Source organism: Bifidobacterium sp. ESL0790, assembly GCF_029395435.1.
In the GTDB taxonomy this organism is placed as follows: Bacteria; Actinomycetota; Actinomycetes; order Actinomycetales; family Bifidobacteriaceae; genus Bifidobacterium.
The window spans coordinates 290,105-313,450 of sequence record NZ_CP113915.1; the positions used below are offsets into that span (position 1 = coordinate 290,105).

A 23,346-nucleotide genomic window follows, 5' to 3' on the forward strand; every position below is an offset into this window, starting at 1 on the left:
CGTGAAGGAGCGGTTATGGCGACTGGTAGCAAACTTGTCATCGTGGAGTCTCCGACCAAGGCGAAGAAAATCGGTGGATACCTTGGCAAAGGCTACACGGTCAAGGCCTCCGTCGGCCATATCCGCGACCTGGCGCAGCCCAGCCAGGTGCCGGCCTCCAAGAAGGAGAAGTTCGGCCGCTTCGGCGTGGACGTCGACGATGGCTTCGAGCCCTATTACGTCGTCGGCCCCGAGAAGAAGAAAACCGTCGCCGAGCTCAAGAAGGCCCTGAAAGACGCCGACGAGCTCTATCTGGCGACTGATGAGGATCGCGAGGGCGAGGCGATCGCGTGGCATCTGGTGCAGACGCTCAAGCCGAAGGTGCCCGTCAAGCGCATGGTCTTCCATGAGATCACCCCCGAGGCGATCAAGGCGTCACTGGGCAAGACGCGCGATGTGGACGCCAACATGGTCGACGCGCAGGAGACGCGGCGTGTGCTGGACCGCTTGTATGGTTACGAGCTTTCGCCGGTGCTGTGGCGCAAGGTGGGGCCGGGTCTTTCCGCGGGACGTGTGCAGTCCGTGGCCACTCGTCTGATCGTCGAGCGCGAACGTGAGCGCATGGCCTTCGTGCGCTCGCCGTATTGGGACGTCATCGCCAATCTTTCCGCGCCTGACGCGCAGGGCGCCGACGTCGAGTTCGAGTCGCGCATGGTTTCGCTCGGCGGTTCGCGCCTGGCTGGTTCCAAGGACTTCACCTCGACCGGCGAGCTCACGGCCTCCGCCACCAAAGACAAGGTGCGCCAGCTCGATGAGACGCATGCCTCTGCGCTCGCCGAGGCGCTTAAATCCGCGTCGTTCACCGTGGTCTCGATGGAATCCAAGCCATACCATCGCCGCCCGGTGCCTCCGTTCACCACCTCGACCATGCAGCAGGCTGCCGGCAACCGGCTTTCGATGAGCTCGCGCCAGACGATGAGGGCCGCGCAGGGCCTCTACGAGAACGGCTTCATCACTTATATGCGTACCGATTCGGTCACGCTTTCGCACGAGGCCATCGCCGCTGCGCGCGAGTCCGTCACGAAGAATTTCGGCAAGGAATACCTCTCCGACAAACCCAAGCAGTACGCCACCAAGACCGCCGGCGCGCAGGAAGCTCACGAGTGCATCCGCCCAGCCGGCTCGCGTTTCCATGATCCTTCCGAACTGGCCACCAAGGTGCCGCCGGATCAACTGAAGCTTTACACCCTGATCTGGCAGCGCACGCTGGCCTCACAGATGGCCGACGCCACGGGATTCACCGCCACCGTGCGGCTTTCCGCCCCGACGCCGAGCGATGGAGAGGCCATGTTCCAGGCTTCTGGCACCGTCATCGAGTTCCCCGGGTTCTTGAAGGCCTCGGGTTGGCCACGCAAGTCGTCGTCTTCCTCGTCTGCTTCGGCGGCTCGTGGGGCGAAGGGCGCGAAAACCCAGTCCGACAAGCGCCAGAACGATGTGGCGCTGCCGCCGATGAAAACCGGTGACGTGCTTTCGGCCACTTCGGTCGCCGCCGACGGTCACGAGACCCAGCCCCCGGCCCGATATACCGAAGCATCGTTGGTCAAGACGCTTGAGGCCAAGGAAATCGGCAGGCCTTCGACCTACGCCAGCATCATCTCCACGATTATCGACCGCGGCTACGTCTACGAGCGTGGGCGCGCGCTGATTCCGTCGTGGCTCGCCTTCGCGGTCACCAAGCTGCTCGAGACGAACTTCCCGAAGTATGTCGACTACCAGTTCACCGCCGACATGGAGAACGGGCTCGACAAGATCGCGCACGGCCAGGAAACCAGCAAGGAGTGGCTCACCCGCTTCTACTTCGGCTCTGGCGACGACGCGGCGAAATCGCAGGACGAGGCGCATGAGGGCCTGCAGCAGCAGGTCGCGCAGCTCGGCGACATCGACGCCCGCGCAATCAACACCATCGAGATCGGCGACGGCCTGCATGTGCGCGTCGGCCGGTATGGCCCCTATCTTGAGGACACCAAGAACCTGGACGCCGAAGGCAACCCCAAGCGCGCCTCGATTCCCGAGACCATGGCCCCCGACGAGCTGACCGTCGAGGCGGGCCACGAGCTCATTAAGACCAACGCCGGCGGGCCGCGTGTGCTCGGCAAGGATCCGAAGACCGGCGGCACCGTGGAGGTGCGCACCGGCAGGTTCGGGCCTTATGTCGCGTTGATCTCGCCCGAAGCGCAAGAGGCCGCCAAAGCGGAGAAAGACGCCGAGACCGCGAAAGACGGCAAATCCACCAAGACCCGTGCACGCAAGTCCGCCAAGTCCACGGCGCCCAAGCCGAAGATGGAGTCGCTTTTCAAGACGATGAGCCCCGACACGGTCACGCTCGACGAAGCGTTGAAGCTCCTGAGCCTGCCACGCGAGGTCGGAAGATACGAGGAGACCGACGCTAAGACCGGCGAGACCGGGGAATCGGTGGTCACCGCCAGCAACGGGCGCTATGGCCCTTACCTGACCAAGAAGAGCGCGGACGGCAAGTCCGAGACGCGTTCGCTGGGCAGCGAGGACGAGCTGTTCACCGTCGATGTCGCGAAGGCCAAGGAGCTCTTCGCCCAGCCGAAGTATGGCCGGGGTCGTGGCAGGGGAGCTGCCAAGCCGCCGCTGCGCGAGTTGGGGCCTGACCCGGAGAACGGCAAGAATGTGACCATCAAGGATGGTTTCTACGGCGCCTACATCACCGACGGCGAGACCAACCGCACGCTCCCGAAGCAGTACACCCCGGAATCCATCGAACCGGCCACCGCCTTCCAGTTGCTTGCCGAAAAGCGTGCAGCCGGCCCCTCCAAGCGTCGTGGCCGTCGCAAGACGAGTGCGAAGAAGTCCACGACCCGCAAGACGGCCACCAAGCGCAAGTCCAGCGCGAAGAAGTCGACCAAATCGGCCGTTCGCAAGGCCTCGACGCGCAAATAGCAAACACTAAGTAACCCGTTCACCAAGGCGACCGCAAGCGAAGCGGTCGCCTTTTGTGTTTCATAGGCCTGCCGTATGTGTCGCTATTGTCTCGATAATCGGTCTCAGGAGACGATGAAATCCGCGAATTGGTATCGTTTTTAGTGCCATTGGTCAGTTTCAAGTTCATTGTGCAATAACCATGGCGAGAGCAGGGAAAGGTGAAGTGATGGAACAGGGTGGTTTCCCGGTCGTCAAGCCGGGCTTGGACGAGTTCACGCCGAAAGGTCGCCGAAAAGTGATCAAGGCGCTGTTGGAATTCGTGTTGGTCGGGGTGGCCCTTTTCGCGCTCATCGCCTTCCAGATCCTGCATAATGGCGAATTCTGCTACCGCGGCAGGTGTACACCGATGACGCCCTCGTCCCTGCCATGGTTCGCGATCGCCATCATAGTCATTTTCGGGTTTTGCATGGCCGACCAGGTATATGTGATGTTTCCCAACAAGCGCTACCTCTATTTCAGGCCATATGACATCGCCGGGGCCTACGGTTTCGAGAACATCCTGCGCGACAAACCGAATCTGAAGCTCACCGCCATGCCCAATGGCGACGTGGCGATGTCGGGCAAGCAGAGGAGCAAACTTTCGTTCGGCATGTTCCGCATCGAGAAATCCTCGGTCCCGATGTCGTACACCACGTTGGCCACCATCCCCACAAGGAATACCCAGGCGAACGGTAAGAAAAGGCACAACAAGAACAAGGAACAGGCCGTGTGCCGCTGGGTGACCATCGAGTTCAGCGCGGATGGCGCCACGATGCATTATGCCGGGCAGGGCAGTTTCCCGGCCGCCTCGAAGGCGACCTATCAGTCCTTTGGCAACGCGTTGACGTTGGATTGATGGCCACGCGGGAACAGGTGCGTTTCCGGCTCGCCTGACGAGCGGCGAAAGGACCCGAACATGATGACGACGGACGGACGCCCGATTATTGCGTCAGGTACCATCGAACGTTTTACCCAAGCAGGCCATCGTAAGGTCTATCTCGACATCCTGCGTTTCGGCGTGATTGACGCGATCGCGACCGCCATGGTCTCCGTGCCCGCATATGTTCTGGGCTATGTCAAGGTGCGCCGTGGGGCGTTCACCAGGGAGAACGTGCCTTTTTTCATAGCCTTCATGGTGGTCTGGTTCCTCGCTTATATGGTTAACCGGTTGTGCTCGCTCAGGCCAAACGGACGATACCTTTATTACGACGCCAAGGCGCTGGCTCAGGCCTACGGGCTTTCGGGATTCATCGAGGGTCAGGTGAAACGTCGGCGTGATGGCGAGCCAAAGATGGTCTATAAGAAGTCGCCCAAGAAACTGCAGCCCGTGTTCTCGGATTTCAAGGTCAGACACGATTGCGTCCCGATTTCCTACGCCGCGATTGGACAGTGGATCGACCCCTACGACAAGAGCATCCGTTACAGCATGTGCGGGCTCGATTTCACGCAGGATGGCGTGAGCCTGCGGTTCGATTCGTTTGGCTCGTTCCCCCGAATCGCGAAGCGGACGACGGCGTTCCAGGTGACGTCCGAGGAGGTCGTGCTCAAGGGCTGATGGACCTGCCGCTGAGGGGTTTCCACAAGAGAACTCGATAGCCGGTTTGAATCCTTGCCTTGCCGACGCGACACGCCCGGAGGCTGTGGATAACCCCAACCGTTTATCCACAGTGCCCTGTTTCGCTTCGGTGATTTTGCGTTTTGCGCTTCAATGGAACCAATGGCGATTCCACCGAGACGAAAGGGGCGAATATGGCGAATCGAACAACCGTGGAAGGCGGCAGACGAAAGATTGGGAATGCCAAGGTCCCGGGCCGGTTTCGTCGTGTCGGCGGGGCCTCGCGCCCTTCTGCGTTTCCGCTACAATTGGCGGTATCGCAGGAGGGGAGGAGGTGCAAGATGGAATGCGACAATCTTTTTGAGATGGACGGCGTGCGGCTCGGCTACACCGACGACACGGTGACGATCACCGAGGTCGATTACGGGCGCAAGGCGGTTTTCGACAATCGAGGTAATCTGCTGTCGTCGAATTTTCCTGATGACTTTATGCCTTTTTTGCTCAACTACTACAAGTCGAACTATGACTTGGTGCAAGGCTCCCGTAAAGACGATCGGGAGTACGGCGATGACTGAGAAATTCTTTATCAAAGGCTATGAGATCTCGTTCAATGACCATGATGGCGGGCATGGGGTGCATGTGCATGTCTCGCAGGGGCGAAACAGGGATATGGCGAAATTCGTGCTCACCGAAGATGGTGGTGTGCTGTTGTCGCATAATAGAGGAAAGCTGCCGTCGAAAACATTGAAGAAAATTCAGAATGATTTGGCCCGACGATATGCGTTTGTTGTCGGTTCGTGGGACAGGACGTTCGGGGAGCACCATTTCGATTTGTGATGGGAATATGGTTATGCGCAATCACGATTTTGGAGTATTGAAGGTTTGGGAATGATGAGTGGGATGTTTGTTTCGTTTGAGGGCGTCGACGGCGTGGGGAAGACCACGCAGGTCGAGCGTCTGAGGAGCTATGCCGAGGGGCTTGGGCGCGAGGTGGTAGTCACTCGTGAGCCTGGTGGCACCGGGCTTGGCGTCGCGCTGCGGCAGCTCTTGCTGCATGGGGTTTCTGGCGATGATGCCGCCGATATCGCGCCACGCACCGAGGCGCTGCTTTTCGCCGCCGATCGTGCCCAGCATGTCGCCGAGGTGATCCGTCCGGCGCTCGAGCGTGGCGCCGTCGTGATTTCCGATCGCTATATTGATTCCTCGCTGGCCTATCAGGCCGGAGGGCGCGAGCTGGCGCAAGGCGAGGTGCGCCAGCTCAGCCTCTGGGCGACGAACGATCTGCTGCCCGAGCGCACCTATCTGCTCGACATGGATCCGAAGGCCTCACACGGACGGCTGGAACACAGCGAGGACCGCATGGAATCGGCCGGTGGTGGGTTCCAAGAACGTACGCGTCAGGCGTTTCTTGATTTGGCTGAGCGGGAGCCCGGGCGGTTCAGGGTCATCGACGCCGCGCGACCGGTGGATGAGGTCTGGGAGCGGATTCGGCTCGATGCCGAGGCGTTGCTGGCTAAGTAACGAGTGCGAGGGAAGCCGCCTTTCGCTCGCATATCAACGACGGGCAATAAGGTGGAGACGCGAAACAAGTGAGGTAACGATGAGTGTGTGGGACTCGATAGTGGGCCAGGACCAGGTCGTGGGGCAATTGCGCGCCGTGGCTTCCGGCGACCCCAAAGCCATCGCGCAGTCATGGCTGATTTGTGGCCCTCCCGGATCTGGCCGGTCCAATGTGGCCCGTGCGTTCGCGGCGGCGTTGGAGAGCCCCGACCATGGCCTGGGAGACGAACCCACCAAGATCAGCCAGCAGATACTCTCCGGCTCCCACCCCGACGTCACGGTGCTCACCACCGACAAGGTGACTATCGGCATCGACCAGGTGCGCGACCTCATCGAGACGTCGGAGCAGACGCCGAGCGTCGCCCCGTGGCGCGTCATCATCATCGAGGACGTCGACAGGATGATGGAGCGCACCACCAACGTGCTCCTCAAGGAGATCGAGGAGCCCAGCCCCCACACCATCTGGCTGCTCTGCGCCCCGAGCGCGCAGGACGTCCTGCCGACCATCCGCTCGCGCACGCGGGTCGTCAATCTCGCCGTTCCATCCACACAGGCCGTGGCCAAGTTCCTGGAGGTCGATACCGGCGTCGAACCCAAGATCGCGGCGCGCGCGGCGAGGCTTTCCGAAGGGCATATCGGCGTGGCCAAGCTCTACGCAACGCAGAAGCAGGTGATGAGCGACCGTGACGCGTTGGTGGTCGGCGTGCTCAACATGGCCAAAGCGTCCGACGCGGTGCTGCTCGCAGGCAACCTCATCGACAGCGCGAAGGCCCAGGCTCAGGCCGACGTGGAGCAGCAGGCGCAACGGCAGGAGGAGGACTTCCGCCGGATCAACGGGCTTGGCCCGAAGGACCGCATCCCGCCGAAGCTGCGTGGCGCGTTCAACCAGATTGGCAAGAAGGCCGACATCAAGCGCCGCGCCACCAGACGCAGCCGCGATGTGCTCGACCGCGGGCTCAACACCATCGCCAGCATCTACCGCGATGTGGCCGTGCTGCAAAACAACGCCGAGGATGTGGTCGGCCTGGTCAACCTGGAGAACCGCGACGCCATCACCAACCTGTCCGCTCGTCTGACCCGTCAGGGCGCGGTGCAGCGTCTGGAGTCCATCGCCACGGCCCGCCGCCGCCTCAACGGCAACGGCAACCAGACCCTCCTCTTCGAGGCGCTCTTCTGCTCGCTGCTGGTGTGAGCGGCGGCTTGAGCATCGTCATCGTGGGCAAGATTCGAGAACATTACGGCTTCAAAGGTACAGATTGAAGAGCCGCAATCCGTTTGGGGGAATTCCTAGAAGATCCCATCGAATAATGGTTGGATCGTAGTTGTGCAGAAGTGTGCTGCACGTATCGATGAAGGATTTTCGTAACGTGCGGGTCGGCAGATATTTGCAAAGCACCAAGAGATAGGCGAAAACGCTTGTTGCCGCGACTTCGTTAGGGTGGTGCGGGAGAAGTTGGTGGCGCCTTCCTGTTTCCGTCGGTGGATTGCGAGATGTTACGGGCCCTTTTGTTGCTGGTCGGACTGTGGTGGTGGTTGCTGTGGTGGTGAGGGTGGTGGTTGCGGTGCCGCCGGATGTGGTGGGGTGGCGGCGCCGCGTGGGTGGTCAGTGGCGCGGACGGGTGTGGGCGTAGGCGCGCTTGGTGAGGATGGTTCCGGTGGCGAGGGCGAGGATGGCGGATATGGCGATGGTGGCCGCCCATGTGGCCGGTGTCCCGCCGCCGGTGAATGGCAGGACGGTGATGGGCGGGGTGAGTCTGGCGGTGTACTCGGCGGACTTGTTGCTCGCGCCGTTGAGGCCGTGCTCGCCCGCCGTGTCGCTGACGGTGAGGACCGCGTCGCCGGGCATGGTGACGCCGTTGGGGATGGGCAGGGTGAACTCGCCCTCGTGGCCGGCGGCGCCGCTGGTGGTCGTGGTGGTGGTCGTGCCGAGTCCGGGCCAGGTGGCGGTGATGGTGTCGCCGCCCTCCTTGACGCGGCCGGGCTGCGCGGTGGTGTTCCCGCTGGACCAGGCCACGCCGGTGATCTGGTGGGCGGGCGTGTTGGCCCGGATGTTCTCGAGCGCGGGCGCGACCTGGTCGAGGGTGACAGTGGTAGGAGCGGAGTCGGCGGTGCCGCCTTCGGACTGGTGGAACGTGGCCGTGTAGGTGGTGGACGTTCCCTGTCCGGTAGTGTCGCCCGTGGGCAGGGGGAGCAGGACATCCCATTCGCCGGTTACAGTGTCGCGCGTGGCGTCGGCGGTGGTAGTCCCGTCGCTGACGGTCATGGTGTCGCCGGCCAGGTAGCCGGCCGGGTCGGTGACTTTGACGTGGACCCCGTCGGCGTGGGGCGCCGCACCCGCAATCACCGGCACCGCCGACTTCCACTGCGCATTGAACGTATTCAGTTGTTCTCCGTAAGCCGTGATATCGGGATCGGGGAAATAGATGGTGTCACCTTTGTCATAATGTTTTCCTCCAAAAACGGCCTGCCATCCCGCGAACCGGTAGCCGTTGCGGAGCAGTGTGCCTTGGCCTGGTATGGTTGCGGGGATATGGCTGTCGAACCATGCGTTATCAGCTGTTAAATTTGCAGGTGGTGTGCCACTGATGCCGGTGCCGTAGTAACCTTGCGTGAATTTGATTTCGGCGTGCGGCCACCCGTACCATGTCGCCTCGGTGGTGGAAGTAGCGCCCAGGCCGACATCGTGTGGTATTCCCGACCATGATTTGTTGCCGTCCTTCTGTTTCCAAGTCTGGAAGCCAGGTATTGAATGTTGTGCGTGGGATATGCCGGTGAATGCGTCGGCGGGTATGTGTGCGCCTGCTTTCAGCCGTATGAAAGCGAGTGACAGCCCAGAATCCTGCGGCTCGAACATGCCTGAAGTATCGGCACTTGGTGGAAAATCCCAGCCGGACAAGTCGAGTTTCAATGGCTGGTAAAATCCTTTAAAGGCTTCGCTGAGATCGGTGACGTTACTGATATTCCAGTGACTTAGGTCAGTGATTGTCTGTAGGTTCCCGCCTCCGTAAAAAATCTGGTGCATGTTTTGGACATATCGTGTATCAATGTTTTCCAGCCCGTCTATTACCTCCACCTGCGGAATGCCTGGCACTGACATTCCCGGGATGACCATACCGAAAAACCATTGGGTCATGTTGATACAGTTAGGTCCCATGGTGATGCGTCGGAAAGTGATATGGGTGATGAATACCGAATTAAGGACGTATTGGTTCCATGGAAGCCGTCTGTAGCCGTAATAATGGTTAAGATTGCCGTTGAGGACGGTGTAGTGGCAGTCGGATGCTAGTTCGTAATCGATGAAATCGCTGCCGTCCCCGTGCCATGTGCCGCTGTCCGGGGTGCATGTGAATTCGTATTGCGGCCCGACGGTGGGTTCGGGGTCAGGTTGGGCTGAGGGCGCTGCTGGGTTTCCGAGTTTGGTGGCGGATTGGGATTGTTGTTCGATTTGACTAAGAATGGAAGAACTTTGTTTTGCCACGCTGGGACGTGACGTGTTCTGGGAAGATGAGGATTGCGATAAGTCAGGTGAGTCGGGATTGGCGGAAGTTTGTGATTTCGTCACCAATCGCGGGGGGGGGTGATCGATGCTTGTTTTTGTAATGCACCCGCTGTGGCTGGAGCGATGAGCGCGGCGGAGGCGACAACGGTCGCGGAAAACGCCGCGAGCGTGTGCTTGAGACCCATCGAACTTCCCGCCTATCCTTCTGTAAAAAATTTGACCAAAACGCTCGAAAATTTTTCTGATTTTGCCTAATTACAGGTCAACAGTTTAGCATTTTGTTTGACAAAACACTCGAATGTGTTGCAAATATGTCATACTTTTCTTATTTTGTGTGGGGATTCCATATGTCGGGCAATTCGTTTTGTCCGGATTCTGATGCACGTGGTTTCGGCACGGCTTGCCATGTGTTTATGCTGAAACGCTTTTCGATATACATGAAAGGTATCGTGATTCGTGAAATGCATTTTGTGCCTCGACTAAATAGAAAACACACCTATACGTCAGCTCTTCGCGCGATACTTGAAGCATGAAGATTTCCGCTGATTTCACGACCATTCCCGATGATTTCACGGGCGCCGCCCCCGCGCAGAACAAGACGGACGGCACGCCGGTGATCTCCTTCCCCTTCTACGTCGACGAGCTTTCCGAAGGCATGCGCTACCTGCACTGGCAGCTGGTCGACCCCGACTCCATCCCCGTCTGCGGATTCGAGTGGATTCATTGGTCGGCGGCCAACGTGCCGGTCGACGCGATCATGTTCGACTTCAACGACTCGCACGCCCTGCAGATTCCGCCGGACTTCTCGCGCACGCTGCCCGCCATGATTCCCGAAGCCGCGCAGGGCCGCACCAGCGCCGCCAGCAAGTTCGTCGGCGACACCAACCCGATGGTCACCATGCGCTACAACGGGCCCACCCCGCCCGACAAGCCGCACGGCTACCAGCTGCACGTCTGGGCCACCGCCAACCCGCTGCCCGGCCTCAACCAGGGCTTCTGGCTCAACGAGCTGCAGCATGGCATCCGCGATTACGGGGGCAAGGTCGACGAGGCCGAGATCACCTTGGTGGGCGATCCGGCCAAGTAGTCTCTGAGAGGCACATGTTCGGGCCAGAGGTGGGAACCATCTCGTAAATAGCGGGGAACGCTTGCAAAACACCTGAATCCCGAGTGTTTTGAAGGGTTGGCATTGCTCGCCGAACGGTTCCGATAGCTCTGATGGCCCCGGCGTCATCGAACGTTGCTTGATTGCTCATCGGCGTGCCCGGAGCATGGAATCTCGTTTGACGATTATTCTGGCCTGCGCCGTCAGCTCACCATCGGCCAGGGTCCCTTTAGTCCCTGGTCCCTATCAGCGATAATCAATCAGCGATAATCTTCAATATGTACATACAATATTTTGGCCGAATATGACATACTCGGCCAACGCCTTACGAAAGGAACGAATTTATGGCATGCACCACCATTCTGGTCGGCAAGGACGCGAGCTACGACGGTTCCACCCTCATCGCCCGCAACGAGGATTCGCCGAACGGGGAATACAACCCCAAGCGTTTCGTCGTGGTCAAGCCCGATGAGCAGCCGCGCCACTACCGCAGCGTGCTGAGCCACGTCGAGGTGGACCTGCCCGGCAACCCCCTGCAATACACCTCCCTGCCCAACGCCGACACCGCCGATGGTGTCTGGGGCGAGGCCGGGGTCAACGAGGCCAACGTGGCGATGAGCGCCACCGAGACCCTGACCACCAACGAGCGCGTGCTTGGCGCCGACCCCTTCGTGGAGCGGGTGAAGGCCAAGGGTGTTAAAGGCGAGGAGGGCTATGAGCCCGAGGTCGCCGGCGGCATTGGCGAGGAGGATTTCCTCACGCTCGTTCTGCCCTATATCAAGACCGCCCGCGAAGGTGTGGAGCGCCTGGGCGCGCTGCTTGAGCAGTACGGCACCTACGAGATGAACGGCGTGGCGTTCTCCGACGTCGACGAGATCTGGTGGTTCGAGACCGTCGGCGGCCATCACTGGATCGCCAAGCGCGTGCCCGACGGCGCCTACGTCACCATGCCCAACCAGCTCGGCATCGACGAGTTCGACCTTGAGGACGCGATGGGCGACCAGGAGGAGCACATGTGCTCAGCGGACCTCAACCAGTTCATCGAGGCGAACCATCTCGACCTCGCCGTCGAGGCCACCACGCCCTTCAATCCGCGTGACGCCTTCGGCTCGCACTCCGATTCCGACCACGTCTACAACACGCCCCGCGCCTGGTACATGCAGCGCACCCTGAACCCCTACGACGAGGTCTGGGACGGCCCCGAGGCCGACCACACCCCGGAGTCCGACGACATCCCGTGGGCCCGCCAGCCGGAGCGCAAGATCACCATCGAGGACGTCAAGTACGTGCTGAGCTCGCACTACCAGGGCACCCCGTTCGACCCCTACGGCCACATGGGCGACGAGCACACGCGCAACAAGTACCGCTCCATCGGCATCAACCGCCAGAGCCAGCTCGCCGTGATGCAGATCCGCCCGTACCGCCCGCAGTCCGACCGCGCCATCCAGTGGATCTCCTACGGCTCCAACCCCTTCAACACCATCGTGCCGTTCTACCCGAACGTCGACACCACGCCGGCCTACCTCGAGGGCACCAGCACCCGTGTGACCTCCGAGAACTTCTACTGGGCCAACCGCATCATCGCCGCCCTGTGCGACGCCGCGTTCGACGAGACCTCCAACGCCGTGGAGCGCTACCAGGAGAAGACCGGCGGCATGGCGCACCGCATGGTCATCGCCACCGACGAGCAGATCGCGCGCCTGGGCGGCGACAAGGAGGCCAGCGCCGAGTCCATGGCCGCCGCCGAGCTCGAGGCGGGCAACCCCGATGGCGATGTGGAGCCGATGGAACCCGACGACGTCATCGCCGCCACCCGCAACGCCGAGGTCCGCGAGGTGCTCGCCGCCGCCAACCAGTCGATGGCCGACCAGATCAAGCGCGAGACCGACGAGCTGCTCGACTCCGTGCTCTACACCACGAGCAATCGGATGTCCAACGGCTTCAATCGTTCCGACAACTGATTGAAACCAGCGCTCGCCTGAGTTTTGACGTCCGCACAGGCCTCGCCTCGCGCCTCCCGCGCGACTTACGTGGGAAGCGCGGGGCGTCGTCTCGTTTATGGCTTTTTGTATGGCAAAAGCGGCCTTTTTACTTAAGTGGACACACCGAGTATATTGGGACATTATCAGTAATTAAATGGTCAATCGGGTTCATCTTCGTCTGGATAGTTCAGGCGGCGTGCGCCGTGGAGTTAAAGGATATATATGAAACCGTTCGAACAAGCAGGCATGCAGCAGTGCCACTACGATGTGCCCCCGCAGCAGCTCTATCCGCTGATGCTCCAGATGCTCGCCCAATCCAAGGCGTTCAACCTCAAGGCCGAAGGCAATCCGCCGATGACCTGCATGTTCTCCACCCACGTGAGTCTTTACACATGGGGCGAGAACATGATGGCCGCCGTCACGCCCGATGGCGCCGGCTCGATCGTGGGCGTGAGCGTCAACGCCAAGATGTCGACGCTTTTCCAAGGCTCCAAGAACCGCAAGAACATCCAGCGTTTCTTCACGGAGCTCTCGGACTTCCTGGCTTTCGCGAGGGCTTGACCCGGTTTGGGGCGATTCATCGCCTGAGTCTGAGGTCTTTGCGGAATGTAGATTCATCCCTTCCCGTCTATGCGGTAATTGGCGGGTGAAGGGATTTTTTTATCCCTGTCTTCTTTCCCATAGCCCCCATAGCTCTCATGGCCCTCATGACCCTCATGGCGCCATGGCGTGAAGGAACCGGGTTGGCGCGCGAGAGGCCGTGGAATCGTTGCCTTCCCTCGCGTCCGTTGATGATAGACTCCAACTATCGCGTTACATATCACGATGAAATATCATCGCGGTTTCCAGCAAGTCGCCGAAGGCAGGTAAAGCATGGCTCTTATCGATCAGTTCACCACCCAATATGGCCTCGTCGAGAAGATCGACGCGTTCGGCTATCTCGACTACCTCGGGGAGCATGGCAAGACCCCGCGCAAGCATGGCAAGGTGATTCTGGTGACCGCCGACACCCCGCTCAAGGCCTCGCGTGGCGAGGGCAAGACCACCACCACCATCGCGCTGATCGACGCCCTGCGCGCCCGTGGCATCGACGCCACGGCGGTGCTGCGCCAGCCGAGCATGGGCATCACCGCGGCCGGATCCAAGGGCGGCGCGTCCGGCGGTGGCAAGTCCTCGCTTTCGCACCCCGAGCTCATCGATTGGGGCCTGTGCGGCGAGATGGCGGCCATCGAATGCGCGCAGAACCTGCTGGTCTCCTTCGCCGAGAAGGCCGTGGACGACGGGCTCATCGACACGGTGCTCGTGCCCCGCGTCTCCGAGGTGCCGTCGCGTTCGCTGCGCCAGATCGCCGTGGACCGCAACAAGGGCAATCTTCCCGAGCGCGTCGTGCTCACCCCCACCTGCGAGCTGATGCAGATCGTGGTGCTCTCGCACTCCATGGGCGAGATCTCCGAGCGCGTCTCGCGCATGGTCGCGGGCACGAAGGACGGCAAGCCCGTCACCTTCGGCGAGTTCATCGACCTGTGGCGCATTACCGGCATCCTGGGCGACGCGGTGAAGCCGGCCAAGACCGAGACCGTCAACGGCTCGCCCGTCTATGTGCACTGCGGCCCGTTCGCCAACGTGTCGCTGGGCATTCCGAGCCTCGTCTCGGTCGAGATGGCCTGCGCGCTGCACGACGTGGTGGTGGTCGAGGCCGGCTACGGCGCCGACGCCGGGGCTCAGAAATGGCTCGACATCGCCTGCCGCGAGTATGGAGCGGAATGGCCGGCGGCCGCCGTGGTCGTCACCCGTGCTTCGACGTGGCGCGACGATCCGAAGCTCTCCTGGCGCTACCCGTTCCATGTCAATCGCCTGGAGAAACTGGGCATTCCCACCTTCCCGCTCATCAACCTGTGGGATGGCGAGGACGACCAGATCGATTCGCTGAAGGTCACGGCGCGGGAACTCAACTTCCGCAAGCCCATCATCGGCAACCTCTTCCGCGACGGCGGCGAGGCGCTGGCCCCGCAGCTTGATGGATTCGTGGATGCGCTCGGCGGTCTGACCGGCGTGGCCGGGGGCCCCAGTGCCGCCGCCGACGCCGAAGACCCCGAGGTCGCCGACAACCATGCGAGCCACAAGGGCATGGGCCTGGTCGATGACGTGAAGTGGATCGCCTCGAACGCCTACGGTGTGCCCGCCGATCGAGTGCTTTTCAAGGTCGGTTTCGCCGAATCGCTCGCTGCCGCCACCGAACTGTGCAACGGCGTCGGCGCCAGTATCGACGATTTGGCCGTCGTTGCGATGAAATCTCCCGCCACCATGACCGACGACGATTCCGCTCCCGCCGACCAGCGCACCGTGACGCTGAAGAAGGTCGAGCCGCATCTGGGCGCCGGCGTGGTGCAGGTCAACCTCACCACCTCGCTCACCACCCCGATGCCCAAGATCGTCTGAGCGCCAGCGCCACCCATTCCAGCCCCCTAACCAACCATTCAGTTCCGCCATATTCAAGCCGCTGCCGTGCGCTAAGCGGCCCGAATATGTCGCAACATAGAAAATCCGCCATATGTAGGCCTCTGGGTGTTGCCCAGTGGCTTGAATATGGCGGAATTCGTTTATGTGTGGCCCGGTTTGGGGAGGTTAGAAGTTGCTGCCGTTCCAGCCCCAGTCGCCGGTCGCGGTGTAGCGGATGTAGGTGCGGTCGGCGGGGATGCCGAGCTGGTCGTTGAGCGCTCCCATGATCTGGTTGGTCATGGTCTCCCAGACCGAGCGGTCGACGTCGCTGCCCATCACGTTGACTTCGACGTAGGCGGCGGGCTTGTCGTCTTTGCCGCCGAAATAGATGGGCATGTTGTCCTCGAACGGGCACATCAGCCAGCTTTCGGTCTTGCCGGGGACGGCGGTGATGGCACGGCCGTAGGCGGTCTTGAGAGCTTCGCGCTGTTCGGGGGTGGTGGAGACGGAGACATGGGTATGGATGACTGGCATGATGTTCCTTTCATCGGTTTGGCTAGCTGTCATCCATTTTAGCTCTCGTCGGTTGAATGGACCGGTGCCGGGTTCATTTTCGCCCCGCAAACTCTCGACGGCAGAAAACGGACAGAATATCGCGGAAATACGCCCGATATATGCCGTCGAAAGTACGTGATGGCAGAAAACGGTTATGTACCGCCATTCTTTTGTCCGATATTCGTCGTTGGAGGTGAGACGGTAGCCGAGACCACGAAACCCGCCGAAAGCGTCAACCAGTCCGGGCGTTTCTTGCGATGAATCAGTGGTTATTGCGTCAATCTCCACGTATTTGGCAGGCTCTTGGAGTTAAATGGGCAACTGTGAAAAAGCTTATCGAACAACTCGTGAAGTTTGGCATCGTCGGCGTCATCGCCGCGGTCATTGATTTTGGCCTGTTGAACATCCTGGTCGCGGCCTTCCACGTCAACAACGTGGTGGCCAGCACCATCTCGTTCCTGGTCTCGCTGGCCTTCAACTACTGGGCGAGCATGAAATACGTCTTCAAGCGCCGCGCCGACATGGCCCGCTGGATGGAGGGCTTCATCTTCCTGGCCGCCGCCGTGGTCGGCCTGTTCATCAACGAGTGGATCATCTGGCTGAGCACGTTCGGCATGGCGGCCAACGCGGCGGTCGCGCAGCATGGCATGTACGTCCTGCGCACCAACATCGGCAAGATCGTGGCCACGGTGGTGGTGGCCATCTGGAACTTCATCATCCGAAAGTGGCTGCTCGACGACCATTCCACGAAGTCTGACAAGCCCTCGCAAGACTCGACCAGCGAAATCGGTTCTTCTGCCAAGCCCGCCGTTGCCCCGCGCAAGACGTTCGCGCAGAAGATCGGCGAGTGGTCCATCGCCCACACCCCCAAGGGGTGGCAATAAATTCGTTCGTTTCGTATGCGGCTATACGTTTATGCGAAAATTATTGATGGCAAATCGTGCCGTCTCGGTTTCCCGGGGCGGCACGATTGTCGTATGTATTGGTCGTAAGCGCTGATTGATTCAGCTGGCAAACCGACAGGCCAACCCAAAAATCACAATCTCACACGTCGACCTGCGCGAGGATCGGCGTCTCCGTGCTCCGCTTGATCTGCTTGAAGCCGGTGAAGGCCAGCGCCAGCGAGGTGAGCGCGAGCACGGTGACCACCATGAACCCGCCGTGCGAACCCATGCGGTCGATGAAGATGCCCGCGATGGCCGAGCCCGCCGAGCCGCCGATGGAGTTCATCGCGCTGGTCCACGCCATGCCCTCGGTGAAGCGGGTGGGCGGCACGAGATGGAGCATGAGCTGGTTGCCGTTGATCCACGTGGGCGCCTGGCAGACGCCGATGACCAGGTAGATGAGCATGATGGTCCAGATGTTGTGGGCGAACAGGAAGGTCGCGATGCCCAGGTCTACCACGATCAGGCAGAAGTAGAAGCGCTTCCACAGCGGGATCATCCAGTTCTTCGCGCCGTAGAAGATCGCGCCGATCATCGAGGAGAGCGAGAAGCAGCCGAAGACGAAGCCGGTGTATTGCTTCATGTTCTGCTCGGTGGCGAACGAGATGATGGAGATCGACGCGGCTGATTGGAAGGCGCCGAGGCCGAACCAGGTGACGCACATCGCGATCAGGCCCGGGCCCCAGATGGACTGGCCGGATTTGAAGAGCCCGGCCTTGCGTTCGGCCGCCTCCTCCTGGCCGCGCATTTTGGCGGCTTTCTGGGTCTCGAGGGCTCGGTATTCCTTGCGACTCACGCCGGCCTTGCGCGCCAGGTCGGTCTGCGAGGGCGGCTCGGTGGAGAGTTCGGTCAAAAACATGAGCGCGCCGATGACCACGCACATGCCGGTCACCGAGAACGCGAGCACGCCGGAGATGACGGCCAGAGTGGACGAGAGCGGATTGCCGACCACCCACATCGCCTCGTCGAAGACGCCGGAGAGCGAGAGCGCCCGGTCGGTGCGGCGGCCGTCGCCTTTGAGCAGATTGGTCCAGCGGCTGCGGGCCATGGCGCCCCACGGCGGGATGGCCGACATGAACGGCACGATGACGAAGAGGATCCAGGCGGGCACCTTCGCGGTGATGCACGAGACGAGCGCCGTGGCCGCGATCACCCAGACGATGATCGTGGGGATGGAGACCTGGCGTTGGCCGAATTTGTCGACCAGCTTGCCCAACACCGGGCTCATCACGGCTAGCGCGATGGCCTGCACCGCGCTCAGCGCCCCGGCGAGCGTGTAGTTGCCGTAATAATGCTGCACCGAGATGGTGATGGTCATGCCGACCATGGGGAAGGGCATGCAGGCGATGACCGCGCCGATGGCGAAACGGGCGGTGTGGGGCATCCGTAGGAGTTCGGCGTAGCCTCCGAAGAGGCGGCGCGCGACGTCCTTGACGGCGGCGATGGGCTGGCTGGTCACGTTCGTGGGGTTCCTTTCATCAATTTTGCGTTTTGCGCGAGGGTGTTGAGTGTGTTTTGTATGTTGTTGCGCCGAGGTGTTCGGCGTTGTTGGACGCGAATCGTAGGGCGCCGGATACCGAATATCGGATATCGGGCGTGGGACGGCATGGCGCGGTTGGGCGCTGAGCGTCTTGGCTGGAGAGGGTGCGGGTCGCGCGTGAGCCCATGACGGGCTTCGGCAATCCTTTTGGGGTGGGCGGGTTTCCTGCCGGCGCCGCGTTTACGGGCGTCTCAACGCATGATCGATGGTGCCGGCTTTCGTCTTTCGCAAGACGTGGCCGCGTGCGGATTCCAGAACGGATCAGGCGTGGACGCCGCGGCATCGAGAACATCATGCCGGGCAGGTCGAATCACCGATAAAGACTGAAGTGAATCGATATGTGTCCCTCACTCACAAGTATGACACTCTAACGTTCGCCGTGGAGCAACACGCGGCGTGATGTCTGATTAAGCTGTAAGGTACAGTAAAATTTTCGCGAACGTGTTTTGAAGATCCTCGCCGGCCACCCGCGACTGGTCAAACGGCTTGGAGGAAAGGGCCACATGCCGTCAACCACATTGCATTTCGTCCGCCATGGCAAGGTCGAGAACCCGGACCACCTGCTCTACGAGCGCCTGCCTGGTTTCCACCTCTCCGAGCTGGGGGTGAGGATGGCCCAGGCCACTGCCCGCCACATCGCCGCCGATCCAGACATGAGCCGCGCCACGGCGGTCATCTCCTCGCCTTTGGAGCGCACCCGCGAGACGGCCGGTGAGATTCTCAAGGAGCTCAACCAGGTACGGCAGGAACGTGGAGAAGAAGCCTTGAGCCTGCGCACCGACGGCCGGCTCATCGAGGCGGGCAACAATTTCCGTGGCACCAGGGTCGGCTACGGCCAGGGCGCCCTGTGGAGGCCGCGCAACATCAGGCTGCTGCTCAATCTGTGGCGGCCGAGCTGGGGGGAGAGCTACCGGCACATCGCCGCAAGGGTTGGTGCGTTCGCCGAGGAGGCGCTCTTCGAGCATCCGGGCGAGCAGCTCATCGTGGTCAGCCACGAGTCGCCGATCTACAGCTTCCGCCACAAGCTCGAGACCGGCCACCCGGAGCACAACATGTTGCTGCGCCACACGGCGCTCGCCTCGATCACCTCGATCACCTTCGATTGCGAGACAGGCAAGGCGCTGAAGATCGCCTACGTCGACCCCGCGGCCGGCGTGCAATGACGACGGTTTGAGATTGGTCCGCCGGTTCCGCGTCAATACGTTCGGATGGCGTTGGACATCGTCTGCGGGTGTCGCCTAAGGCGGTCCATATGACTAGAATGGAAACGGTTTTGTGAGGCCGTCGGGATGGCGGATATGGCGAAGGAGCGGATATGGCGTTTCATATCGAAGATGACGAGTTGGCGGGGCTCACGGCGATGCCCGAGGTGCTTGAGGCCGCGAAGGTGGGCGGCGAGCTCATCGCGCTATGGCCGCTGACCACCGCCCAGGAGCTCGGCAACGACGCCAAATACGCCGAGGACCTGCAGGTGCGCGTCACCCAGTCCGCGGCCCAGCTGCTCACCGGCCAGGACGTCACGTTGCCCGACGCCGAGTTCGTCTATGAGGGCGCCATCGATATCCCCGGCCGGCCGCAGGAGATTGTGGACGCGCTGCTCAACGTCAACGACGCCTACGAGCGGTTGCACCCATATTCGCATTCCGGCGACACCTCGCTGGTGATGAATGCGGTTGATGATTTGCAGGTCGATTGGAGTGAGGCGACGGCATCGGCTGTGGCCGCCGCGCTTGACGATATCGAGGCCGCCGCCAAATCCGGCGCCTCCAATCTTGGTAACGGTGAAGGTTCGGCCAACAGCAGCGACGCGCAGAGTGTGGCGCGGCGTCTGGCCGTGGTCATCGCGGCGGTCGACGGGCTTTTTGGCATCATCGCGGGTGATGGTTCAGCTGACGTGGACCAGCGCGCCGCCGCCAGCCGTGTCACGCCGGTGATGCTCTATCTCAACGAGCTGTGCGAGCGGATGTCGATTCCGCGCATGTTCTTTGACCGCGAGCAGTTCGAGTCCTTGTTGGGCACGTATGCCGACGCGGCGAAATCTGGAAGTTCCAGCGCGGAATCGCTGGCCCGGGCCATCGCCCCGTTGGCCCAGCAGGAGTGGCGGAAGCACCACGATGACGTCGTCTTCGACCCGGTCGCCGCCAAGAAGGCCGCCAAGGATGCGGACGAGAAGCAGAATCGCGCCAAGCTGGCCGAGAAGTTCAAGGACATCCCCGAGGATCCGAACAAACCCCACATCGATCTGTAGGCCACAAGGCGTCACCGTCGGGTTTTGTCGGAGGCGCGTCAGCTTGCGTGTGGGTGCGTCCTTGCTCAACTCATTTGCGCGTGAATGAGAAGTGTTGAGCCAATCTTGGCTAGCTGGCCGTAAGACCACGAAGGCAACGATTCGCGCGCTTTCCTCGGCGATATCAAAAGGGTTCCACCTCAATAATCCATGAGGTGGAACCCTTTTGATATTACGAACGGCGATTATCGCCGGTGCCGTTTATTGACGCGGCTGGCCGTAGCCATTGTTGCCGGTGCCAGGCTGGCCGCCGTTTTGGGTCGGCGTGCCAGGCTGGGTGTAAGGCTGATAGCTCTGCGGGGCTGCGCCGGTTTGAGGAGTGGCGCTCGGCTGAGGAGCCGCCGAAGCGGGCTTCTGGGCCGGCGGGACCTGCGGGCTCTTATAGGGCTGCTGGGCCTGCGTCGCGCTGGGATTCGTGTACTGCGGCTGCGCGGCCGGCTTGGGCTGGTTGTAGCCGGTAGTGGTCTGCGCAGGAGCTGCGCCGTTCTGCCCGTAAGGATGGCTGTTGGCGGCGGCAGCGTTGGGCACGTTCCTGTTTTGCGGTTGCGCCGCGCCCGTGGGCATTGGAATCGAGGAGGAGGGCGAAGCGACATTGGCGGGAACCACCACGCGGTTGCTGTCGAAGCGCGCGCCGGCCGGGTTCGGTCCGGAGATCATCAGGACAAGCCAGGCGATGAAGTAGCCCAGGGCGCACAGGCCGTAGATGATGAGGCCAATGGCGGCGCCGCCGGCCATGGTGTCGACGTCACCACCGCCTGCCACCGCGCCTATACCCATGGAGGCGACCATGACGATCAGGCCGACGACAACCAGGCCGTAGGGGAGCAGTGCCCACCAGCCGGACTTATTGGAGTCGTGCAGCCTGCGGATCATGACGGCGAGCGAGGGGATCAGCACCGCGAGATTCCACAGTCCGAGGAGATAGTTGCCCTTGCCGAAGATGATCGCGTCAAGGATGATGAAGACGATTGCGGCGAGGAAGAGGAAGAGCTGCGCCCACCAATACTCGCTGCGGGAGGCGCGGCCCGAGAAGACGACGTACTTGGTGAAGAAGCGCTTGATGGCCTCGATGAACGAGCAGCCATAATAAGGAAGGTCGCGAGACGGCGCCGCAGCTCCCATGGTCGGGTTCGCGTTCGGGGCCTGATAGGGGCGCTGGCCACCCATCGGCTGCGTGGGCGCCGAGGCCGGAGCGGGGGTGTAGCCTTGCGGCCGCTGCTGCTGGCCCTGGCTTTGCGGGGCCTGCTGATAGGCGGGAGTCGCCGGGCGCTGCCAATTGTTGTTGGCGTTGCCGGGGGTGCCGTTCTGCGCGGGTTGCGCCGGCTGTGTGGGCTGCTTTGCCTGTCCGTTGTATGCGGGATATGCGTTGGCGCCATTCGGCCGCGCGTTGCCGTACCCGCCTGTGGGGTTGGTGCTCGGGGTGTTGTTCTGGCCACCTTGCGATGCCGGCGCGTTGTTGTATGGGCCGAAGCTCGGATTGGTGTCGCTCATCGGCTTCCTTTCGTCGAGGGTATTGCCTTCGGAATGTTTCCTGGGTCTCCGCTATCGCATCGTTTGACGACGGCGGAATGGCTTAACCGTAGTCCCATCATAGTCCGATGTGCTGAAAGATGACGCGCGAGGTGCCATATTATGTGTTTTATAATGTGATAATTCAAATAACCATCACATTCGTTGGGGTGATTTGAGTGGGCTTCGGTTCTATCAAGAATGATTATTTTTGCTCGGATTGATGTTATGGCAAGCTCGCGTAAAATGGCGTCGAATGATGAATCAACGATATGTTGCAGTCTTCCAGCCTTGGAAAATCGCCAATCACTATTACTTAAAACGATTTTATCTATCGTGACGTTTGAAGTATGATCGGGGGCTATGGCATCAGCGGCGTTGTTGTCGTTGACTTCGGATAATCGGGATGGGTGCCAGCCTTGTGACTTCAGGCGTGGCGCCGTGTTTTACAGCTCGCTCTCGTCCAAAAAAGTGGCGTCGTCCTCCTGCGCTGGCCCGAGCAAAAGCCGCTCGACCAGCGATACCACCGCGAGCAGGATTCCGGTCTCCGCCACTACCACGATGGCCGCGGAGAAGATCATCGGCGTCTGGAAGGAGTTGAACGCCCCCTGCAGCCACACGCCGATGCCGTTGGTGGCGCCGAGGTATTCCGCCGTGACGGCCGTGCCGAAGACGTAGGCCGCGCTGATGTGGATGCCCGAGAAGACCTGCCGGGCCGCCACGCGAAGTTTCACGTGAAACAGTGTCCACATCCTGGTCGCCCCGCAGGTCAACGCCACATCCTCATAGAAACGCGGCACCGCGGCCAGCCCGCGCGAGGTCTCCACGGCGATGGAGAAGACGCTGAAGACGGCCACCAGGATGATCTTGCCGATGGCGTTGAAGCCGAACCAGATCATGAACAGCGGCGCGATGGTGATGATCGGGATGGTCTGCGCGGCCACCAGCAGCGGGTAAAGCGCCCGGTTGACGGTTTTCGACAAGTAGAGGCCCATGCCGATCGCCACGCCCACCACAATGGAGATCGCGAAGCCCGAAAGCGCCTCGCCGGTGGTCACCGACGCCTCGGCCATGAGGTCGGGCCAGGTGGCGGCCATCGACGAGACGATTTCGGCGGGGGAGGCCAGCGTGGTCGCCGAGACGAGGTGGGCGTTCGCCGCGAGCTGCCAGACGAGCAGCACCAACCCGATGGTGATGGCCGGCGGCAGCGCCTTGCCCCACCAGCGTCGGGCCGACTGCCCCGGCTTTCGCTTGTTTTCGGATGTCATTGTTTCCCCACCGCCTTTTCTGGCCGTGCCTTGCTGTTGACTCATGTCTCGCCTGGTTTGCTTTGCCGCTACGCGCGTCGCGCTGAAGAATTGCCGACGAACGCGATATTCCCGCGTCGCGCGCGTCGGCCATCGT

General features: G+C 61.4%; 19 protein-coding genes. 14 read left to right on the forward strand and 5 right to left on the reverse strand.

Annotation, left to right across the window (positions count from 1 at the left end; genetic code table 11):
• Positions 1–15: 15 nt before the first annotated feature.
• The 7 genes from topA to OZY47_RS00985 all read left to right on the forward strand — a co-directional run bounded on the left by topA (position 16) and on the right by OZY47_RS00985 (position 7,274).
• The gene (gene topA / locus OZY47_RS00955; RefSeq protein ID WP_277178092.1) at positions 16–2,946 is read left to right on the forward strand and encodes a type I DNA topoisomerase; all 2,931 of its coding nucleotides are present in this window, start codon (positions 16–18) and stop codon (positions 2,944–2,946) included.
• 208 nt (positions 2,947–3,154) lie between these two features.
• Positions 3,155–3,823, forward strand: coding sequence for a hypothetical protein (locus OZY47_RS00960; RefSeq protein WP_277178093.1), 669 nt, complete (start codon positions 3,155–3,157; stop codon positions 3,821–3,823).
• 60 nt (positions 3,824–3,883) lie between these two features.
• Positions 3,884–4,522, forward strand: coding sequence for a hypothetical protein (locus OZY47_RS00965; RefSeq protein ID WP_277178094.1), 639 nt, complete (start codon positions 3,884–3,886; stop codon positions 4,520–4,522).
• Positions 4,523–4,716: 194 nt separating this feature from the next.
• The gene (locus OZY47_RS00970; RefSeq protein ID WP_277178095.1) at positions 4,717–5,097 is read left to right on the forward strand and encodes a hypothetical protein; all 381 of its coding nucleotides are present in this window, start codon (positions 4,717–4,719) and stop codon (positions 5,095–5,097) included.
• Positions 5,090–5,359 (forward strand): DUF4160 domain-containing protein, encoded by a 270-nt coding sequence (locus OZY47_RS00975; protein ID WP_277178096.1) that lies wholly within the window; start codon positions 5,090–5,092, stop codon positions 5,357–5,359. Before OZY47_RS00970 ends, OZY47_RS00975 begins: the two co-directional genes overlap by 8 nt.
• Positions 5,360–5,413: 54 nt before the next feature.
• Positions 5,414–6,043, forward strand: coding sequence for a dTMP kinase (gene tmk / locus OZY47_RS00980; RefSeq protein WP_277179021.1), 630 nt, complete (start codon positions 5,414–5,416; stop codon positions 6,041–6,043).
• A gap of 79 nt (positions 6,044–6,122) precedes the next feature.
• Positions 6,123–7,274 carry a DNA polymerase III subunit delta' gene (locus tag OZY47_RS00985; protein ID WP_277178097.1) on the forward strand — a complete coding sequence of 384 codons (1,152 nt, stop codon included), beginning with the start codon at positions 6,123–6,125 and terminating at the stop codon, positions 7,272–7,274.
• Positions 7,275–7,685: 411 nt separating this feature from the next.
• On the opposite strand, the gene OZY47_RS00990 is transcribed toward OZY47_RS00985, so the two are convergent.
• Positions 7,686–9,236, reverse strand: a complete 1,551-nt coding sequence (locus tag OZY47_RS00990; protein WP_348519391.1) for a BspA family leucine-rich repeat surface protein — start codon at positions 9,234–9,236, stop codon at positions 7,686–7,688.
• Between the two features lie 874 nt (positions 9,237–10,110).
• Between OZY47_RS00990 and OZY47_RS00995 the strand changes: the two genes are divergently transcribed.
• The 4 genes from OZY47_RS00995 (at position 10,111) to OZY47_RS01010 (ending at position 15,107) form a co-directional block, all read left to right on the forward strand.
• Positions 10,111–10,668, forward strand: coding sequence for a YbhB/YbcL family Raf kinase inhibitor-like protein (locus tag OZY47_RS00995; protein ID WP_277178099.1), 558 nt, complete (start codon positions 10,111–10,113; stop codon positions 10,666–10,668).
• Between the two features lie 362 nt (positions 10,669–11,030).
• Entirely contained in the window at positions 11,031–12,647 is a 1,617-nt protein-coding gene (locus tag OZY47_RS01000) for a C69 family dipeptidase (protein WP_277178100.1), read from the forward strand.
• Between the two features lie 243 nt (positions 12,648–12,890).
• Positions 12,891–13,229: a hypothetical protein gene (locus tag OZY47_RS01005; protein WP_277178101.1), complete on the forward strand. Its 339-nt coding sequence runs from the start codon at positions 12,891–12,893 to the stop codon at positions 13,227–13,229.
• 312 nt (positions 13,230–13,541) lie between these two features.
• Positions 13,542–15,107 carry a formate--tetrahydrofolate ligase gene (locus OZY47_RS01010; protein WP_277178102.1) on the forward strand — a complete coding sequence of 522 codons (1,566 nt, stop codon included), beginning with the start codon at positions 13,542–13,544 and terminating at the stop codon, positions 15,105–15,107.
• A 186-nt stretch (positions 15,108–15,293) separates the two neighbouring features.
• On the opposite strand, the gene OZY47_RS01015 is transcribed toward OZY47_RS01010, so the two are convergent.
• Positions 15,294–15,641: a phenylpyruvate tautomerase MIF-related protein gene (locus tag OZY47_RS01015; protein ID WP_277178103.1), complete on the reverse strand. Its 348-nt coding sequence runs from the start codon at positions 15,639–15,641 to the stop codon at positions 15,294–15,296.
• A gap of 344 nt (positions 15,642–15,985) precedes the next feature.
• Here OZY47_RS01015 and OZY47_RS01020 point away from each other — a divergent pair, with 344 nt between their 5' ends.
• Positions 15,986–16,546 carry a GtrA family protein gene (locus tag OZY47_RS01020; protein ID WP_277178104.1) on the forward strand — a complete coding sequence of 187 codons (561 nt, stop codon included), beginning with the start codon at positions 15,986–15,988 and terminating at the stop codon, positions 16,544–16,546.
• A gap of 160 nt (positions 16,547–16,706) precedes the next feature.
• Here OZY47_RS01020 and OZY47_RS01025 read toward each other — a convergent pair whose 3' ends face one another.
• Positions 16,707–18,065: an MFS transporter gene (locus OZY47_RS01025; protein WP_277178105.1), complete on the reverse strand. Its 1,359-nt coding sequence runs from the start codon at positions 18,063–18,065 to the stop codon at positions 16,707–16,709.
• Between the two features lie 584 nt (positions 18,066–18,649).
• On the opposite strand from OZY47_RS01025, the gene OZY47_RS01030 reads away from it, so the two are divergent.
• Both OZY47_RS01030 and OZY47_RS01035 read left to right on the forward strand, forming a co-directional pair.
• Positions 18,650–19,309, forward strand: coding sequence for a histidine phosphatase family protein (locus tag OZY47_RS01030; RefSeq protein WP_277178106.1), 660 nt, complete (start codon positions 18,650–18,652; stop codon positions 19,307–19,309).
• A gap of 152 nt (positions 19,310–19,461) precedes the next feature.
• Positions 19,462–20,394, forward strand: a complete 933-nt coding sequence (locus tag OZY47_RS01035) for a hypothetical protein (RefSeq protein ID WP_277178107.1) — start codon at positions 19,462–19,464, stop codon at positions 20,392–20,394.
• Positions 20,395–20,634: 240 nt separating this feature from the next.
• On the opposite strand, the gene OZY47_RS01040 is transcribed toward OZY47_RS01035, so the two are convergent.
• Positions 20,635–21,924, reverse strand: a complete 1,290-nt coding sequence (locus tag OZY47_RS01040; protein ID WP_277178108.1) for a DUF805 domain-containing protein — start codon at positions 21,922–21,924, stop codon at positions 20,635–20,637.
• 464 nt (positions 21,925–22,388) lie between these two features.
• Positions 22,389–23,210, reverse strand: a complete 822-nt coding sequence (locus OZY47_RS01045) for an ABC transporter permease (protein ID WP_277178109.1) — start codon at positions 23,208–23,210, stop codon at positions 22,389–22,391.
• Positions 23,211–23,346 lie beyond the last annotated feature (136 nt).

Coding starts and splice junctions, on each gene's coding strand:
- topA (WP_277178092.1), top strand. CDS start 16: ATGGCGACTGGTAGCAAACTTGTCATCGTGGAGTCTCCGACCAAGGCG.
- OZY47_RS00960 (WP_277178093.1), top strand. CDS start 3,155: ATGGAACAGGGTGGTTTCCCGGTCGTCAAGCCGGGCTTGGACGAGTTC.
- OZY47_RS00965 (WP_277178094.1), top strand. CDS start 3,884: ATGATGACGACGGACGGACGCCCGATTATTGCGTCAGGTACCATCGAA.
- OZY47_RS00970 (WP_277178095.1), top strand. CDS start 4,717: ATGGCGAATCGAACAACCGTGGAAGGCGGCAGACGAAAGATTGGGAAT.
- OZY47_RS00975 (WP_277178096.1), top strand. CDS start 5,090: ATGACTGAGAAATTCTTTATCAAAGGCTATGAGATCTCGTTCAATGAC.
- tmk (WP_277179021.1), top strand. CDS start 5,414: ATGAGTGGGATGTTTGTTTCGTTTGAGGGCGTCGACGGCGTGGGGAAG.
- OZY47_RS00985 (WP_277178097.1), top strand. CDS start 6,123: ATGAGTGTGTGGGACTCGATAGTGGGCCAGGACCAGGTCGTGGGGCAA.
- OZY47_RS00990 (WP_348519391.1), bottom strand. CDS start 9,236: ATGGGACCTAACTGTATCAACATGACCCAATGGTTTTTCGGTATGGTC.
- OZY47_RS00995 (WP_277178099.1), top strand. CDS start 10,111: ATGAAGATTTCCGCTGATTTCACGACCATTCCCGATGATTTCACGGGC.
- OZY47_RS01000 (WP_277178100.1), top strand. CDS start 11,031: ATGGCATGCACCACCATTCTGGTCGGCAAGGACGCGAGCTACGACGGT.
- OZY47_RS01005 (WP_277178101.1), top strand. CDS start 12,891: ATGAAACCGTTCGAACAAGCAGGCATGCAGCAGTGCCACTACGATGTG.
- OZY47_RS01010 (WP_277178102.1), top strand. CDS start 13,542: ATGGCTCTTATCGATCAGTTCACCACCCAATATGGCCTCGTCGAGAAG.
- OZY47_RS01015 (WP_277178103.1), bottom strand. CDS start 15,641: ATGCCAGTCATCCATACCCATGTCTCCGTCTCCACCACCCCCGAACAG.
- OZY47_RS01030 (WP_277178106.1), top strand. CDS start 18,650: ATGCCGTCAACCACATTGCATTTCGTCCGCCATGGCAAGGTCGAGAAC.
- OZY47_RS01035 (WP_277178107.1), top strand. CDS start 19,462: ATGGCGTTTCATATCGAAGATGACGAGTTGGCGGGGCTCACGGCGATG.
- OZY47_RS01040 (WP_277178108.1), bottom strand. CDS start 21,924: ATGAGCGACACCAATCCGAGCTTCGGCCCATACAACAACGCGCCGGCA.
- OZY47_RS01045 (WP_277178109.1), bottom strand. CDS start 23,210: ATGACATCCGAAAACAAGCGAAAGCCGGGGCAGTCGGCCCGACGCTGG.